At 57.3% G+C, this 15184-nt stretch carries 9 protein-coding genes; 6 read left to right on the plus strand and 3 right to left on the minus strand.

All coding sequences use genetic code 11. The annotated features are described in order from the left end of the window. The first annotated feature begins 108 nt into the window (after positions 1 to 108). Entirely contained in the window at positions 109 to 4977 is a 4869-nt protein-coding gene (locus AC2FPW_RS22605) for an AAA domain-containing protein (RefSeq protein ID WP_496815538.1), read from the plus strand. A gap of 3 nt (positions 4978 to 4980) precedes the next feature. Beyond that, a complete protein-coding gene (locus AC2FPW_RS22610; protein WP_496815540.1) occupies positions 4981 to 6444 on the plus strand; it encodes a hypothetical protein in 1464 nt (487 codons plus the stop codon). Positions 6445 to 6537: 93 nt separating this feature from the next. On the opposite strand, the gene AC2FPW_RS22615 is transcribed toward AC2FPW_RS22610, so the two are convergent. The 3 genes from AC2FPW_RS22615 to mobC are packed head-to-tail and all read right to left on the minus strand — an operon-like array spanning position 6538 to position 11438. Next, on the minus strand, positions 6538 to 8493 hold the full coding sequence (locus AC2FPW_RS22615; protein ID WP_496815541.1) for a type IV secretory system conjugative DNA transfer family protein: 1956 nt from the start codon (positions 8491 to 8493) through the stop codon (positions 6538 to 6540). Continuing rightward, positions 8486 to 10834 (minus strand): relaxase/mobilization nuclease domain-containing protein, encoded by a 2349-nt coding sequence (locus tag AC2FPW_RS22620; protein ID WP_496810150.1) that lies wholly within the window; start codon positions 10832 to 10834, stop codon positions 8486 to 8488. The genes AC2FPW_RS22615 and AC2FPW_RS22620 overlap by 8 nt, the downstream gene beginning before the upstream one ends. Then, a complete protein-coding gene (gene mobC / locus AC2FPW_RS22625; RefSeq protein ID WP_496810149.1) occupies positions 10821 to 11438 on the minus strand; it encodes a plasmid mobilization relaxosome protein MobC in 618 nt (205 codons plus the stop codon). The genes AC2FPW_RS22620 and mobC overlap by 14 nt, the downstream gene beginning before the upstream one ends. Before the next feature lie 522 nt (positions 11439 to 11960). Between mobC and AC2FPW_RS22630 the strand changes: the two genes are divergently transcribed. The 4 genes from AC2FPW_RS22630 (at position 11961) to AC2FPW_RS22645 (ending at position 14989) form a co-directional block, all read left to right on the plus strand. Next, positions 11961 to 12680: a nucleotide-binding protein gene (locus AC2FPW_RS22630; protein ID WP_496810148.1), complete on the plus strand. Its 720-nt coding sequence runs from the start codon at positions 11961 to 11963 to the stop codon at positions 12678 to 12680. Between the two features lie 10 nt (positions 12681 to 12690). Next, on the plus strand, positions 12691 to 13323 hold the full coding sequence (locus AC2FPW_RS22635; protein ID WP_496815543.1) for a hypothetical protein: 633 nt from the start codon (positions 12691 to 12693) through the stop codon (positions 13321 to 13323). Positions 13324 to 13483: 160 nt separating this feature from the next. Then, a complete protein-coding gene (locus AC2FPW_RS22640; RefSeq protein ID WP_496815545.1) occupies positions 13484 to 13723 on the plus strand; it encodes a hypothetical protein in 240 nt (79 codons plus the stop codon). A 120-nt stretch (positions 13724 to 13843) separates the two neighbouring features. Further along, positions 13844 to 14989 carry a Fic family protein gene (locus tag AC2FPW_RS22645; protein WP_496815546.1) on the plus strand — a complete coding sequence of 382 codons (1146 nt, stop codon included), beginning with the start codon at positions 13844 to 13846 and terminating at the stop codon, positions 14987 to 14989. Positions 14990 to 15184 lie beyond the last annotated feature (195 nt).

Below are 15184 nucleotides of genomic sequence, written 5' to 3' on the forward strand. Positions count from 1 at the left end.
AGACGCTCTCAAATCGATACCGGCTGCGGTTGTCTTGTTCAGTCTGAACCCAAGGTGTAGGCATAAGACTAAGACAGAAAAAGACAACATACGACAGAGGCGGGCGGAATGGCTAAGATCACTTCATGGTCGGGCAACTCTCCACATGCAAGGGAAGTCGCAGCGCTTGAGCGCCTCAAAGCGGAATTACCCGCTCACTGGTTCGGCTATGCGAATGTCTTCGTGAAAGACCCGAGAAAGGATGCCGGTCAAGAGGTAGACCTTATCCTAGTATGTGATGATCGCATCCTGATGATCGATGTGAAAGACTGGATTGGGACTGTAACTCAAGGCCGGGGTTTCTGGTACCAAGCAAAACCCGGACGATCGGCTCAGCCAATGGACGGCGGCGACCCAATTCTGAAGCTCTTCCACGCAAATAATGCGCTTCGCAGTAGGATGAAAGCAGCGGGAATTTCACCGACACCATATGTCCAAAATGCTGTAGTTTTTGCGAGAAACTCTACCGACTTCTCGGATGTTGCAAAACACGCAAAGGAAGGTGGAAAAGGGCGCGTTATTAGTTTGGAAGCCTTTATTGCCTCGACCAAAGATCCCAAACGCTTTGATGAACTTGTCGGAAAACCCCCATTTGAATCTCGTCCGCGCGGCCTCGGAAACAAGGACGGAAAGCTCTATCAACCGATACGAAACTTTTTCACAGTCGGTCGTGATTTTGCGATCGCCGAAATAACTTACGCCGGGTACCGAGCCAAAGATCAATCGATCTCTGAAGCTCGCCTGTGGAAACAATACGAAGCCGAGTCTGACGAAGCGCATGGAGACGTTGGGCTCCTAAGGCTGTGGGACTTCGACGCCGAAGAGGGTCTCTCGATCGTGGATGCCGACCGAGAGACACTTGTCGGACGTGAAGCAGGTGTACAGGCATTCCTCCGTATGCATAAGACCGGACGGGATGCGCCTACTCTGGCATTCAAACAGTCGTTCAACGACGGAGGCGCTTGGCGTTGGGAACTATTCCAAAACGATCCCGACAACATATGTCTCGATGCATTCTTGGCCCGAAGTTTAGACGACGTCCCCATAAGCGTACGTAAGGATCTCCTAGAGTCGCTATTGGGTGCTGGTGCGGCATTGGCCGCTGCTATGGTTGCACACCGTGATTTGGGTGAACACAGTGTTTGGATTGACCTCGAACGTCGTAAAATCAGCCTTTCAAATCTAGGCGCAGCCCGTGTTCCTGAGACAAGCACGGCCGGAAGACATTTACCCAACCTTGCTCGCTGCAGCGTGATGGATCCGCACTTAGAAGATAGAAATCAGGCACAAGAATTTGACGTATTCCGTTCAGATGTGCACGCTTTTGCTTTTGCCGGCCTAAAAATACTTCTCGGGCCGCTTTCGAGAAATGAATTGGATGACAATTGTGCTGTATTCGCTCTTTCCGATGAGACGAAATCAAAAACCGGAATAGGTTCAGAACTCGCCAAGTGGTTTGAGAAAGCACTTGATCCCGAACAGGCTCAAAGATTCGCCACTTGCGCAGATGCACATGCGGAACTTGTTGCCGCTCTTGCCAGCGATCGTGAAGAGCGTCCGACTGATATTCTAGCGCCGTACAAAAGAACAACACCGTGCATGCAAGACTATCCGCAGAATGAAGTATTTAATACTTCACGCCCAGGCGTCATGGAATGGCGGACAAAGCGGACAACTGGAGCATCCGCGCGTGCACGTCTGTGGTTGGCACCGCCATCAGGACAAGAACGAAGTGTACTCGATTTCGTTCGCCGCGGCGCTGCACTCTCAATACTCCCACCGTCTATTGCTCCAAGGATCATTGAATGTTCGATCGACGCATACGGACCTTTTCTTTGCGTCGAAGAGATTTCTGGAAAGCGACTCCCCGATATCTCTGACATCATTGCTGACCTTGACGAGGACGGAATTGCGCGCCTCACACGTAAACTGGCTTGGACCGTTCTTAAAGCACATGATCTTGGATTAGCGCACGGCGATCTATCACCCTCCAACATCCTTGTCAGTGGCCTAGACAAAAACATCAGCGATATCGAGCGTGAACCTGAACTCCGATTAATCGACTGGCTAGATTTTTCAACAACGGAGGCAGGCCCCCGTGAGAACGTAGCTTACGGTGGTGACGAGGCAGATCCATTTTTGCGCGACCGAAGCGCCCTCGGCAAAATCGTTCTCGAGTTATCGAAGGGTAGTAAGGCAAGTCAGGATTTAATTGCCGCCGCACAGGCGTTTGCGGCGGAAACGGCTTCAGGAGACCTGCCGCATTGGCGTGAAATTTCGCTAGCTGACATAGATTCCCTTTTGGCGCCACCGAATAGCATCGAAACAGAAAGAAGACCTGTCTTTGCGAGCGGGCTTTCTGACGGCGAGGAGTTAGCTGCTGAGGATGGCGGATTCCGAGTACTTTTTGACGACGGCAGCAGAGACCCAAGGGCGGGAGCGCCGCGGGCTACATTAGTCGGTTCTGGAGTGGCAGCGGTTGTTGAATTCGATCAGACTACCGGTGCACCTTGCAAGGCATTCTGCAAGGCTGTGACCCCAGGTCTAGAGGCGATTGCTGGCCGACATGGTGAACGAATTGAAGTGCGCCTCATCGGGAACGCATCAATAGGTTTGGAAGGCTGGAGCTTCCTCGAAAGTCTATCTGGTTTTGAACGCCTTTCGATTTCTCCGCAAAAGCTTGGCGCCGATCGAAAGAGGCCAATACTTTCCCTAAAGAATGCGTCGGGGAATAGAGAAGTAGACCAATACGTCGAGGAAAACAAACTTACCCAAGTAACTGCTATTAACAGCAAACGTGTTGTTTTGAACCCTTTGAAGACTTGGGAAACGGCGTTGAAAGCAGAAGCCGAGACTTGGCCATCAGCAACAGCACTCTCCAAACCAGAACGGGTGAGCGGGCCAAATGGACTTTTCAAGGTCGAAGTCGAATTCTCCGTTGACCCGGCTCGAATCGAAGATGGATCAATCGTCTACGTTAGGGATCGTGCTGCCGGGAAATTCGACAAAAATCGTAGCGGCGAAGGTGTTATCACTATTTCAGTGGAGCGTAATACACCTTGGATCCGTGAGGGTGACCGATTGGAATTTCGCAATATGGGCGAATTGTCGAACATACGGCGCAGAACCGCTGCACTTATCAAAATCGCGGAAGCACCGCAAATTCCTTTACTGCCTTCATACTTCTCTGAGAACGCGCCTGATACACTTGGAGAAACCGCAACCACTGGACCGAAGGCGACCGACTATGGTCTAAATGCACCCCAAAGAGACGCCTTAGATCTTCTTTGGCGGCGCGGACCAGTTAGTTACCTTCAGGGGCCGCCAGGAACGGGAAAAACAAAGTTCATAGCGGCCTTCGTGCATCATGCGCTTACCGTTGGTGGGGCGAAAAACGTACTTCTGACAGCGCAAACACACGAAGCGGTCGACGGGGCAGCTGCTCGTGTAATTGATCTCTTTCGCGACCGAGGTGAGCAGATTGATTTGATTCGGATCGCGTCCAACGCCGAGAGGGTTGATGCAGCCCTGAAGGATGCTCATGCGTTCGCTCTACAAGAGAGAGTACGAGAAAAATTCGCTGCCGAACGCGCTGAACGAGTGGCGGCACTTGCTGCGCCCCTTGGCATTGAACCCAGATTCGTGCGGGAGTGCGCGAAAATCTTAAAAGGTGTCGTTGCTACAGCGGAGAGCGTGACAGCTCTAGAAACGGCAAAGGACAATGCGGACATAGATCTACTCCAGAGAATGCGCGGGGTATTGGAGCGTCAATGTGAAACACTTGGGATTGCACCAGAGATCGCGGCCGACACGAGACTACTGCGAGTGCGCGCCCTGGAAGACGCAGCTAGGCGCCACGACGTTCGTAGAAAGGATGCTGCAGGCCTTATATTGAAGCTATTCGAGGCGGCAAACGAGTACGAGGAGGCTCTAGGCCGTCGGGGAGCCCTTGAACCAGTTTTCGTGCGGACAAGAAGGTTGGTTTGTGGAACTTGCGTCGGCCTCGGTGATGAAAAACTTGGGCTCAGCACACAAGCATTCGACCTAGTCGTCGTCGATGAAGCTGCTAGGGCGCAGGGCAGTGAGCTTGCGATCCCCCTGGGCACCGCTCGAAAAGTTCTTTTGGTGGGAGATCAGAAACAGCTAGAGCCATTCCTTGACCCAGAAGCTACACGCCTCACGGCCGAAGAGCTCAAGATCGATGAAGCTGAGTTGGCGAGAAGCGACTTTGCTCGAGCGTTTGATAGTCCGTATGGGAAATCAGCCTCTGCTCTACTCGACATCCAATATCGCATGGCGCCTCGTATTGGGAGACTTGTATCTGATGTCTTTTATGAAGGAAAACTGAATACTGGGCGTGAAGAACCTAAATCCGATTGGTCGAACTTGCCATGGCCGTTTGATCAGGAACTATCGTGGGTCGACGTTGCCGGCTCCGAAATTTCAGATGCTGGACGTGTAAGAAATGAAGCTGAAATCGAGGACATCGTTGAGAGCCTGGAACGTCTTGCTACATCCAACGCAGGACGCCGTCTCCTAGATGATCACGAAACAAGCGGCGTAAGCGAGGCGTTCATCGGCGTAATAGCGATGTATGCTGATCAAGCGGTAGCAATTAGGCGCCGCGTGGCGTCATCATCATTGAGTCGACGATGGCGTGATCAGATCAAGATAGGCACAGTTGACAGCTATCAGGGCAAAGAAAACTCTATTGTCCTTGTCTCACTCGTTCGCGACAATCCAAGAGGCAGTATTGGCTTCCTGAGAAAGGAAAACCGGATCAATGTTGCCCTGAGCCGAGCAAAAGAACGTCTCGTTGTTTTCGGATCACAGCGAATGTTTGCAACGTCAGACAGCAAACTCGCGTTGGCGCTTTCACACCCTGAATTCAGTGAAAGAGTAGCGCCACTTAAAAACAAGACGCTTGCTGCGGAGTAAACAATGAGTGATGACGTAAGAATTGCCAATCTGGCGCTAGAGGTTCCAGTGCGCAGGTATCGGATAGAGGCGATCCTGCGGCAAAAACCGAAACTTGAGGCCCCAGCAGAAGCCTGTCTTAGAGCGCTCCATGTAACTGGTCGGCTAAGTGAATCTTCGCTCGCGCGTTACTTGGGGCTTTCAGTAGGAGAGTTCGATGTGGTCGCGGCAGAGTTGCTAAGCCAATATTTGGTGCGCAGGAGCGGACCAGATCTAATGCTCACGGAAACAGGAAAACAAGCTGTAGATCCAAATGCCGAAGGCCAAAGGCGCGAGAAAGCCGTAGCGACACTTGCATTCGAGGAAACTGCATTCGCTGAAGCGCCTCGTGGCCGTGCAAAACCATGGATGCGCCGCATGACACCTCGCGAAGTTCGCGAAGACGGTCGTCCAGAAGCCGCAGAAGCATTTCGTGAAAGCTTCTGGGCTTGGAGGACGCGGGAGCGTGACAGTAACCGCGGGGATGCTTTGGCACGTGTGGTAAACGTCGCCCCATTGGGAAAAGAAACAGCAGTTATCAAGGCACCCGTCACACTCGCCCCGGCCTCCAATGCCGCATATATTGACGTCTCGAATATCGAACTTGGAAGTCTAACCTCCGCCTCACGTAGAGAAGCTTGCGCAGAAAGATTTCGGGAAACTGTTTCTACAGCACTTGCTCCAGATGACGGAAATGAAGCGCTTAACTGGATCGCACGAGAGATTGTTTCTTTGCCGGGCGCGCCTGCACTTGATCCAGTATCTTGGGCACGCCAAGCGAGATTAGGCGAACTTGTCCCGCCGGACAGGTCGATCCTGGTTTCGGAAACCGTTCCATCCATCATCATGCGAAACATTTTCCCTGTAGAATCTGATCTTGATGACGATAGCTACTCCAACGATTTCGATCCAAACGCCTCGGACGCGGGGATCGTGCTTTGGTCCCCACCGGAAGGGGAAGCATGGCATCTGGATGCAGACATCGACTCTGCGGCATCGCAGCTATCGCAGAGAAATCGAGGCAAGAACGACAAAATGGGGCTCGTAACCGCAATATTCCGATTGCGTAAGGGCAGTGAGCGAGAAGTGGTAAGGTCCTGGGACCTAGAGCGCCAGACGGGCCCATTTGGGGCGGCTTTGCTTTCTACAACGTCTCGAAGCACAGTGGCCGTACTTGCGCCAGGAGTCGGCGAGGAGTTGCCTCAGGCTCTTGAACTGGTCACGCTACCTGGGCGTTGGGCTATCGCGGTCGCTCATTTGTCCACCGATAGATCACCCGTTCCCATACCTGTCGGAATCGCCACCACCGACCCCACTTTCGTAGAGCGCGTTGTCACGATCCTTCGACAAAAGATTGACCAATCCTCCGACAGCGATTGGCGGGCACAAGGCGGACCGAACGGAGCCGTAGAAGCTGCACGTCGAGTCTCCATCGCGACACGACGTTAATGAATGATGTGCGGCGATCTAGTTGAACCGATATCGCAAAAGTCGGCGCAACTAGTTTCACCGGATTTAGGCGATAAATGTAGAATCAACCAGCTAGGCATGTTCGTTGATGATCATGCGTGTCGTCTGCACCGCCGAAGCGAGTGCTGATGCGTCCAAGTTGTTTATCCCTAAGCCATTCAAATCAACACTCAGCCGACCTTGGCCACCTCCGCTTGCAGCAGTACGAGCCGCGCGGCCGCGGGCCTTCGCTGCGCTGACAGGGTCAGTTTTCGATGCGTTAGGCGCATTGTGGCCGACTTCCCGCGGTCCCGCAGCCGCCCGCACTTCCTGCAGTTCTTGCTTCAACCTCTCCACCGTTTCCCGGGTCTCAGACATCTGCCGATCCCGCCGCAGCCCGTCCTCGTCCGGATACGGGAAACTCCCCGACTGACCGGCGTGCAGCACCTTCAAAGCCGGGTCCTCGAAATACTTCACCCTTCTAGCCCGGATCGGCATTTGCGCGTCGATCACAAGGATGACCTCGTCGAGGTCCATGCGCCGGGCCTCATCCTCTGTCAGAAGCGGGGTATCTTCTGTCCTCTCCGAAACGCTGCGCCCCTCAAACGGATTGCGCCCGACCGCGCGTGACCGGGTCACCACGCGCTTGGTGGTCTTGCCGACGGCCTGGCTTAACTCCTCGATGGTCTTCTGCTCGGACGGTGTGAGGTAGAGCTTCACACCTGCGCCGCCCTGAAGCGACCTGCGGGTGTTCTCACCATAGATCTCGTCCAGCGCGGGGATCGTCTGGGTGACGATGGCGAGGTTGCCGCCGAAGGAGCGCAGCGTCTTGATGCTCTCGGCGACGATCGGCATTTTGCCGAGCCGGTCGAACTCGTCGAGCATGATCATGACGGGCCAAGGCTCGTCGTCTCCAGGTTCCTGAGCCTGCAGCGAGGCGATCAGGTCCGAGAAGAAGAGGCGGATCAGCGGAGCCAGCGGGCGGATCATCTCTGACTCGACCACGAGATAGATCGCATGCGGGCGGCGGCGGATATCCCGGAATGAGAAGTCAGAGGTCGCGGTGGCCGCGTCAATCGCGCGGTTGTCCCAAGTGTCGAGGCCCGATGTCATCAGGAGGGAGAGGTAGGAAGTGAGGGTGTCGTTGTTGGTCGATGCCATACGCTCGAAGATCAGTTTGGCCGACTTGTTCTTCACCTCCTGTGAACGCTTCAGGTATTCCTTCTGCTTGTCGCCCCCCGAGGCTGTGATGCGATAGATCTCGCCGATGGTCGGCACGCCGCGCTCGAAGGCCAGAAGGCCGGCCGCCACGAAGAGGTCGATACCCCCGGCCAAAAGCCCGCTCAGCTTTTCATTGTCGGTCTGCAGAAAGAGCTTCGCGGTGAGTTTAAGCTCCATCTGCTGCCGGTCGGGGTTGGTCATGGCAGCAATGCGCGCCAGCGGATTATAGCGATGTGTCGGTCGGTCCCAGTCGGTCGGCGCGAAGCGGAAAACCTTGTCCCCCATGCTGGCGCGGAAGCGCGAGGTCTCGCGGAAGTTCTCGCCTTTCACGTCGAGCACCACGGCGGAGCCCTTGTAGGTCAGCAGGTTCGGGATCACGAACCCCACGCCCTTGCCCCGGCCTGTAGGCGCCACGATCAGCGCGTGGGGGAAGGTTTTTGAGACTAGGAACGGGCGCTTGGATTTCGGGGAGCCGAGCTTGCCCAGAAGGAAGCCGCCGCCGGGCTTGGCAAAGAAACCGTTCCTCTTCATCTCGCTGCGCGTCTGCCAATGCGTCGTCCCGAAGCGGGTCAATGCATCCCCCAGAAGCGTGACGCTCAGCATCAGCGATGCCAGGCCGAAGCCGCCAAGGATGAGGTTCACCCAGAGGAAGTCTTTTGGTGCGGACTGAGACAGACCCCGATATTCGCGGGCAAGCAGGGTGACGTCGAAACGCGTAGGAGAAATCCCATAGCGGAACATGACAAAGCCGGTCGCCACGACATAGCCCATGGCGAGACCGACCAGCACGAGGCTCAACACTCCTAAGGCAATCTTGCCTTTATCCATGGGTGATCCCCTTCTCACCATGTGCCGCGGCGTGGCGCGCGCGCTGCGCCTCGATCTGCTCTTCGGCCAAAGCATCGAGAACGCGCTCCATGGCCGGGCCATGCGCGGTGACCTCGCTGCTTTGAAGATAGGTCTTGGCGAGTTCCAGCTGGCGCAGCGGATCCTCGGTGAATGTGTCCAGGACGTCCGCGTTTCCGGCCCGCAGCGCGTCGATTGCGTCGGGGCTTAGTCGCTCGTTTATCTGCCGGACGATGCCCTGCTGCTCTGACTCGGAGAGCGGGCCCTCGACGTCGGCGTTTCGCACAAAGGCCATGACGGTTGGCGCTGTCTCTTCCAGATACCGGCGCTCGGCGTAGTCTTGTCGCGCCTGGTCCTCGATCTCGAAACTGCGCTCGCTGATATAGGCACGCGACGCGCCGAGCGAACGAAGGTGATTGATTTCGTCCTGGACGGCCTGCCCGAATTCATCATCCGGCATCTCCGTGCGATAGCGGGCGAGGGTGCGGAGCTCTTCGGTAATCGGACCGAAATGATCCGAAGGATCCCGCAAGGCGAGGTCCATGTCGCCAGCATGAAGCGTGCGGTCCTGCTCCGATACCGCATATTGCGGCGGCATTCGACTGTCAGTCATCTGTTCCCAAGCCATCGAGGCCAATTCGGCATGCTGCGGAGATCTCTGCGCATAGGCGCCGAACGCGACGCGGGCCTCTTCAACCTCCACGGCGCCGGCCCGCCTTACAGACGGGTCGTCGGAGAACGGATGATCGAAATCCGTCCGGCGGAACTGCGCCACCAGCGCCCTGAACGCCTGCCGCTCCGATGGGGCAAAAATGTCGAGCCCGTCCTTCACGAGATCACCCCCTGGTGCCGCCAACCGCTCACCGAGCACTTCCTCAGCGTCATCCACCTCGTCGACGTCGGTTGGCGCACGCAGGACGCGTACATCGGTCAGAACATCGCCCAACCGAACATGCGTGGCTTCCAGCAGGTCGAGCGCTTCTTCCCGGTCCGCAGATTTCTCCAGATCGAGGCCACCTTCTTTGGCAATCGCCTGAAGATCCTGTGCCAGCCACTGGCGTTCCAATGCGGCATTGCCTGCCCCCTCCCGCAGGCGCGCGGCCACAGCCTCGGCATCGATGCCTGTGCCTTGCAACGCCTCGGCCAGTTTTGGTGCCACCTCGCCATCGTCAAGACGCGCGAGGTGATCTTCACTTAAGTTCGGCATTGCATAGATGCCGTCCCGGGACGGGGCATCGACCAGGGCGGCGGAGCGATCCCCAAGCGGGTTCAAATGCGCGACCGAGGCCAGAACGTCGGTCAGCTTGCGCTCGATCACCGGCCTCTCGGCCGCCGGCGCCCTGTCGATCGCCGCCTCGATCTGGCGAATGTTCTGAGAAAACTCGGTGATCAGCGTGTCGAACGCTGCTTCGTCTTGGGACATGTAGATGGCTCCGTCAGATTGAATCTGACCACCACTGGCAAGGATGGTGCTGGCCCTCTCGAGCGCCTCGGACACGTCGTCGAAATTCGAGCGTGACGCCTCCGCCGCGAGCCCGCGGTATATCAACGCGTTGTGCCTGACGGTTTCCAGAGCGGCCGCCAGGTCAGCGCCGGTTCGCTGGCGCTCGACTGGGGGACGGCCCTCGTCGCGGGCCTTGTAGATTTCATCGATCTCGGCGCGGTAGGTCGTGACGCCGCGATCAAGACGGCGCGTCGCCTCAAGGCGGATCCCATGAACTTGGGCCGCCTCGACCATCGCCTCGCGAAAGGCGTCGTAGTTGAAGTGATGATCCTTCCCGAGAAAGAACATTTCGCCATCCTTGCTGCGGCGGTTCAGAACGATATGCGCATGTGGATGCGCGCGATCTTGGTGTATTGCAGCAATATAGTCGAATTGCGACCCCTCACCTTGAAAGAACTTCTCGCAGACCGCCTGGGTGATATCGCGCACCTCCTCGCCGCTGGTTCCAACCGGGAATGCCATCAGCAGATGCGACGTATGGCCAAGCTTGGGGCTGTAGCGCTCGTTCCACTGGTTCTCGAACCGCCGCGCCACTCGGTTGATCTCGGCTTCCGAGAGCTGCTTCTTCCCGTCATGGGTGCCGCGACTGTCGAGGATACGGGTCGACTTCGTCGTGAGATATGTGAGCTGCGCCCGTAGCTGCGCCCCGGTGTGGCAGCCCCCTTTCGAGATAGCCTTGAAGATCGCTGGCGAATAGCCGCGCGCGGCCCGAACCATCTGCGCGCCCTTGGAAAGCCCCTGCCAGGATCCCGAAACCCGGCTCCAGCCGCGGTCAAATAGCGCCGGGTCGATGCCACGGACCCGGTCACTCCGCGCCATTCTCATCCCTCTCGGCGAGGCCCGCCAGGGCAGAGCTGATCTCAAGGTCCAGCAGGCTGCGCCGCGCACGCGACATCTCCTGGACCTGGTCGGCCAGATCGAAGACCAGACCCGCAAGGGCGCGGACGTCACGGTGACTTGAGGCCGGGTAGGACAGTCTCTCGCCCCGCACCTTGGCCTCGTTCAGACGTCGCGCGATCTGGTTCACGTTGTTGCCGACCCGGTTGAGCGCGGCGCCGAGGCTGCGCAACTCGTCACACATCTCGTCGTCAGGCAGGAAGACACCTTCGGCCGCCAGCATCAGGCGGCGCATTGCATCCGAGCGGTGCGCAATCCCACGCCGCGACAGCGCCGCGTCGAACCGGCGCAGGTCGTCGTCCGAGACCCGGATCCCCACAACCCGCGATCGGCTGCCGTTCGCTGTCTGACGCTCATCCCGGTGGTTCACCACGTTGTAGATCGTCTTCAGGCTGACATCGTAGCGCGCGGCCAATGACGCCGCGGAGACGCCGTTCCGGCGGTCCTGGGCGATGGTCGATCGCTCGATCTCTGACAGTCTACGACGGCGGGGCATTTTGAAGTTAACGTTCCTATTTCTTGCCAACTTCGTACAAGCCCGCCGACTCCCAACGCAAGTGGAGTCGGCCATAAGGGCTTGTACTCAATGTAGAAAATCGCCCTGCAGAGGCGATTTCCCGTCCTTTGTCAAATGGATGGCGCGTCGCGCTCATTGCACCCCGCGATGCGGTCTCCGCATCGCGCATCGCGTCTTTCGCGCCCCGTCTCTTGCACCCCGCAAGACGGGTTTTGCTTCGTGCTGACCGTCTCGCGTCACCCGCAGAACGACATACGCGAGACTGCCTCCCGTCGTCTGGAGCGCGCTATCCGTCACCTGCATTCCGTCCGCAGTACATCGCCGAGCGCATCCCGACATTTGGATGGTGTGTCGTGCCCCGCGACGAATGCTGAAGGCGCCACGGCAGACGTCGCACGGTCATCGCACAACGCCGCCCGCTGCATGCCAAACGCGGGTCGCATCCCGACTTCTGCTTGACCCCTCCGCCTCATGCGTTTAGCGACATTTTTGCATTATTGTTGCGATTCACTATTTTTGCGGAGGATCAGAATGCCGAACGAAAATCTCGTGGTGATCGCAGCGATGGCCCGGAAAGGGGGCAGTGGAAAAACGACGCTTTCGCGCGCCTTGATCAGCGCCGCGATCGCCGCCGGACGCAGAGTGATGTTGATCGACACGGACAGCACGAGAGTACTCGGGGCATGGCATGCTCGGGCGCAATCCGGTGGGCTGAGTTCGCCGCTTCTCTACTCGGCCACCGTCGAAAGCGTGGCGGGTGTCGAGGATCAGATCGATCAGGTCTACATGGCAGGCACGGCAGACTTCATCTTCATCGATACCGCAGGGGTCGGTGCCGAATGGTCAGACGGCATCGCGGTGCTTGCGGACCACATCGTGACGCCCGTCATGCTGTCGACGTCTGATTTCGATGTCGGAGCGCAGACTTCTGATTGGTTTGAGAAACTGAAATCCCGCGTTGACGACCCCTCCAGCCTTCCGCGCCACCATGTCGTCCTCAACATGGTTGACCCGAAAACGACCCGTGCTGACGCCGCCCTGATTGAAGAAGCGCTCACCCGTTTTCCGGTGATTGAGACCGTCATGATGCGACGGAATACTTACAAGGAGATGGACCAGAAGGGGCTTCTCCACGCCTTGGCGCTGGAAAAGCAATCTGATCCGAACCCGCTGATGCGCCCACATGTACGTCATGTCGTCGAGGCGCTCGAGGAGGCGACGGACATCCTCAACAACATTCTTGCGGCGTGAGGACAGGCGATTGCGCAAGAAAATCCCGACCATCACCAGGCCCGACCCAGCCTACGCCGCCACCCTGCAACAGGGTGACCGCGAGGTTCCCGGGAAGGAAGATGAGGCACAGGTCACAGCAACAAAGACTGGGACCCCAGCCGCTGACGTTGACGCTGATCGGCACGAGTCAGAGCGTGTGCCAGAAGGTGCCGTGGCGCCGCACCAAGTCACCGCGGAAAGCTCTGACCCGCATACCAGCCTGAGAGCTCCCGTATCGGCGCGCGCATTGAGCCCGACCCGGAAGATCGACATCAGGGTCAACGCACTTGAACGACAGGAAGCGGCGCTGCAGACTTGTGGTGTTGAGCCAGCACATGTGGTGCGTGCCGCCCTGCGCCGTGCAGTCAAAGGCTGGCAACTTTCGCCGGTCTTCGCCCCAGTCGCGGAGGAGCGGCGCACTCGCAACACGCAGTGGCAGGCCCGGACATCTCTGGCAGTCGATGCGGACAGCCTGAATGTCCTCCTCCGGGACCACGACCCCCTCGACGTGTTGAGTAAATGGGCCCTGATCCGCGGTCAGGTGGAACCACGCATATGGGGCGAAATCGACAAAATCTTGGACGAAATTGCTGTTCGTGCTGCATCGCAGCATGAACCGTAAGATACCTATCTGAAAAGATAACTTGCATTTCGCCGGTGGATTTTCGCCCACCCGGAACGGTTCATCTTGCAGTTGCAGAAACCTAGTCCTAACACCAGCTAACAGGAATTTCAGACCTCAGTAGTGACGAGTTGCGAGGTCCATTTAGGAGGAACGCATTATGAATACGAAGCCCCGCCTGACTGGTGAACCGATCATGCGCATCCTCTGCAAGACATCTGAAAATCTGGTTGGCTACCTTTACCAATGGAACAATGGTGACGTGCAGCCTGCCTGGTTCGACGGCGCCATGGCGGACGTTCGCTATGAACCATTCATTCAAGCGCCGGAACAAAACCCTGTCGATCCGAAGACCCTCAGGACGAGTCAGCAGGATCTGACGCACCTTGAAAGGGCCTAGCTCAAGACCTCGCGTCGGTTTGTGGGTCATCCCATCCCGCAGGTCCTTTGAGCGATAGAGTTGACTTCTATGCCTCAGACGTGATCTAGATATGAGTTATAGAAAGGATGTCTATAACTCATGGCTTGGAACTGGACGCTGCCCGATTGGCCGCATTTCCGATATGACGCCTCCGCTCTGGAGCCGTTTGAGCAGACGTTCCTGCTGTCGTCCGGAGAAATCCTCGGCGCGGTCCATCATGTCAGCCAGCCGGAGCGCGAGCAACTCCGCATCGAACTGCTCAGCGAGGAAGCGATGCAGACGAGCGCCATCGAGGGTGAAATCCTCGATCGGCTCAGTGTCCAGTCTTCGCTGCGCCGCCATCTGGGCCTCGATCCGGACAGCTACCCTGCCAAACCGCGCGAACAGGGCGTCGCGGAAATGATGGTCGACGTCTATTCCAGTTTTGCAGAGCCGCTGACGCATGAGACACTGTACCGCTGGCATCGGATGCTACTGTCGCATGACCGTCGGTTGGAAACCATCGGGGCCTACCGACAACACGCCGAGGCGATGCAAATCGTTTCCGGCCGCATTGACCGGCCCACGATCCATTTCGAAGCGCCGCCTTCAGAGCGGGTCATGCCTGAGATGGAGCGATACGCGGATTGGTTCAACAAGACCGGGCCGGGGGGAGCAGAGCCGCTTCCAGCGCTGACGCGCGCAGGGCTAAGCCACCTCTATTTCGAGAGCGTCCACCCATTCGAAGACGGCAACGGCCGCTTGGGTCGCGCCCTCGCTGAAAAGTCGCTGGCGCAGAACATTGGCCAGCCAACCCTCATCTCGCTCGCCTTCACCATCGAGAAGCAGCGCAAGGCATACTACGACCAGCTTGAGCATCACCAAAAAACGCTCGACGTGACCGATTGGCTCGTCTGGTTCGCGGAAGTTGTCTTGAAGGCCCAACAGGCAACACTCGACCGCGTCGGCTTCTTCATCAGCAAGGCACACTTCTACGATCGTCACAGAGACCACTTGAACAAACGCCAGGCCAAGGCCATCGCTCGAGTTTTTCGGGAAGGCCCTGGCGGTTTCAAAGGCGGCCTCAGCGCCGACAACTATCTCAAGATCACCGGAACCTCACGCGCAACCGCAACCCGCGATCTGCAGGACCTAGTCGAGAAAGGTGCGCTCAGCCGAACTGGAGAACGACGCCATACGAGGTACTGGTTGAACACAAGACTTGAACTTGATACACGGCAACGCGCCCTCAGAAACGAGCGATAGCTGCAAAAAAATATCGCTTCTCTATGTGACCCCTCAGATTTTTGAGCATCAATCCGTGGAGATATTCAAAAGTGACGATGGTGTGCCAGACCAAGAAACCCGCAACGCCCGCTTTGCGCGCGTCGCTGCAACGTGCAAAAGCGACTGATATTGGGTAACGATATCTTCTCGGTCGGCAGCGTCCACAGCTGCCTT

This window comes from Ruegeria sp. SATB027 (assembly GCF_059613825.1).

Excerpts from the sequence above, each read along its gene's own strand:
- AC2FPW_RS22605 (WP_496815538.1), top strand. The coding sequence starts at position 109 with ATGGCTAAGATCACTTCATGGTCGGGCAACTCTCCACATGCAAGGGAA.
- AC2FPW_RS22610 (WP_496815540.1), top strand. The coding sequence starts at position 4,981 with ATGAGTGATGACGTAAGAATTGCCAATCTGGCGCTAGAGGTTCCAGTG.
- AC2FPW_RS22615 (WP_496815541.1), bottom strand. The coding sequence starts at position 8,493 with ATGGATAAAGGCAAGATTGCCTTAGGAGTGTTGAGCCTCGTGCTGGTC.
- AC2FPW_RS22620 (WP_496810150.1), bottom strand. The coding sequence starts at position 10,834 with ATGGCGCGGAGTGACCGGGTCCGTGGCATCGACCCGGCGCTATTTGAC.
- AC2FPW_RS22630 (WP_496810148.1), top strand. The coding sequence starts at position 11,961 with ATGCCGAACGAAAATCTCGTGGTGATCGCAGCGATGGCCCGGAAAGGG.
- AC2FPW_RS22640 (WP_496815545.1), top strand. The coding sequence starts at position 13,484 with ATGAATACGAAGCCCCGCCTGACTGGTGAACCGATCATGCGCATCCTC.
- AC2FPW_RS22645 (WP_496815546.1), top strand. The coding sequence starts at position 13,844 with ATGGCTTGGAACTGGACGCTGCCCGATTGGCCGCATTTCCGATATGAC.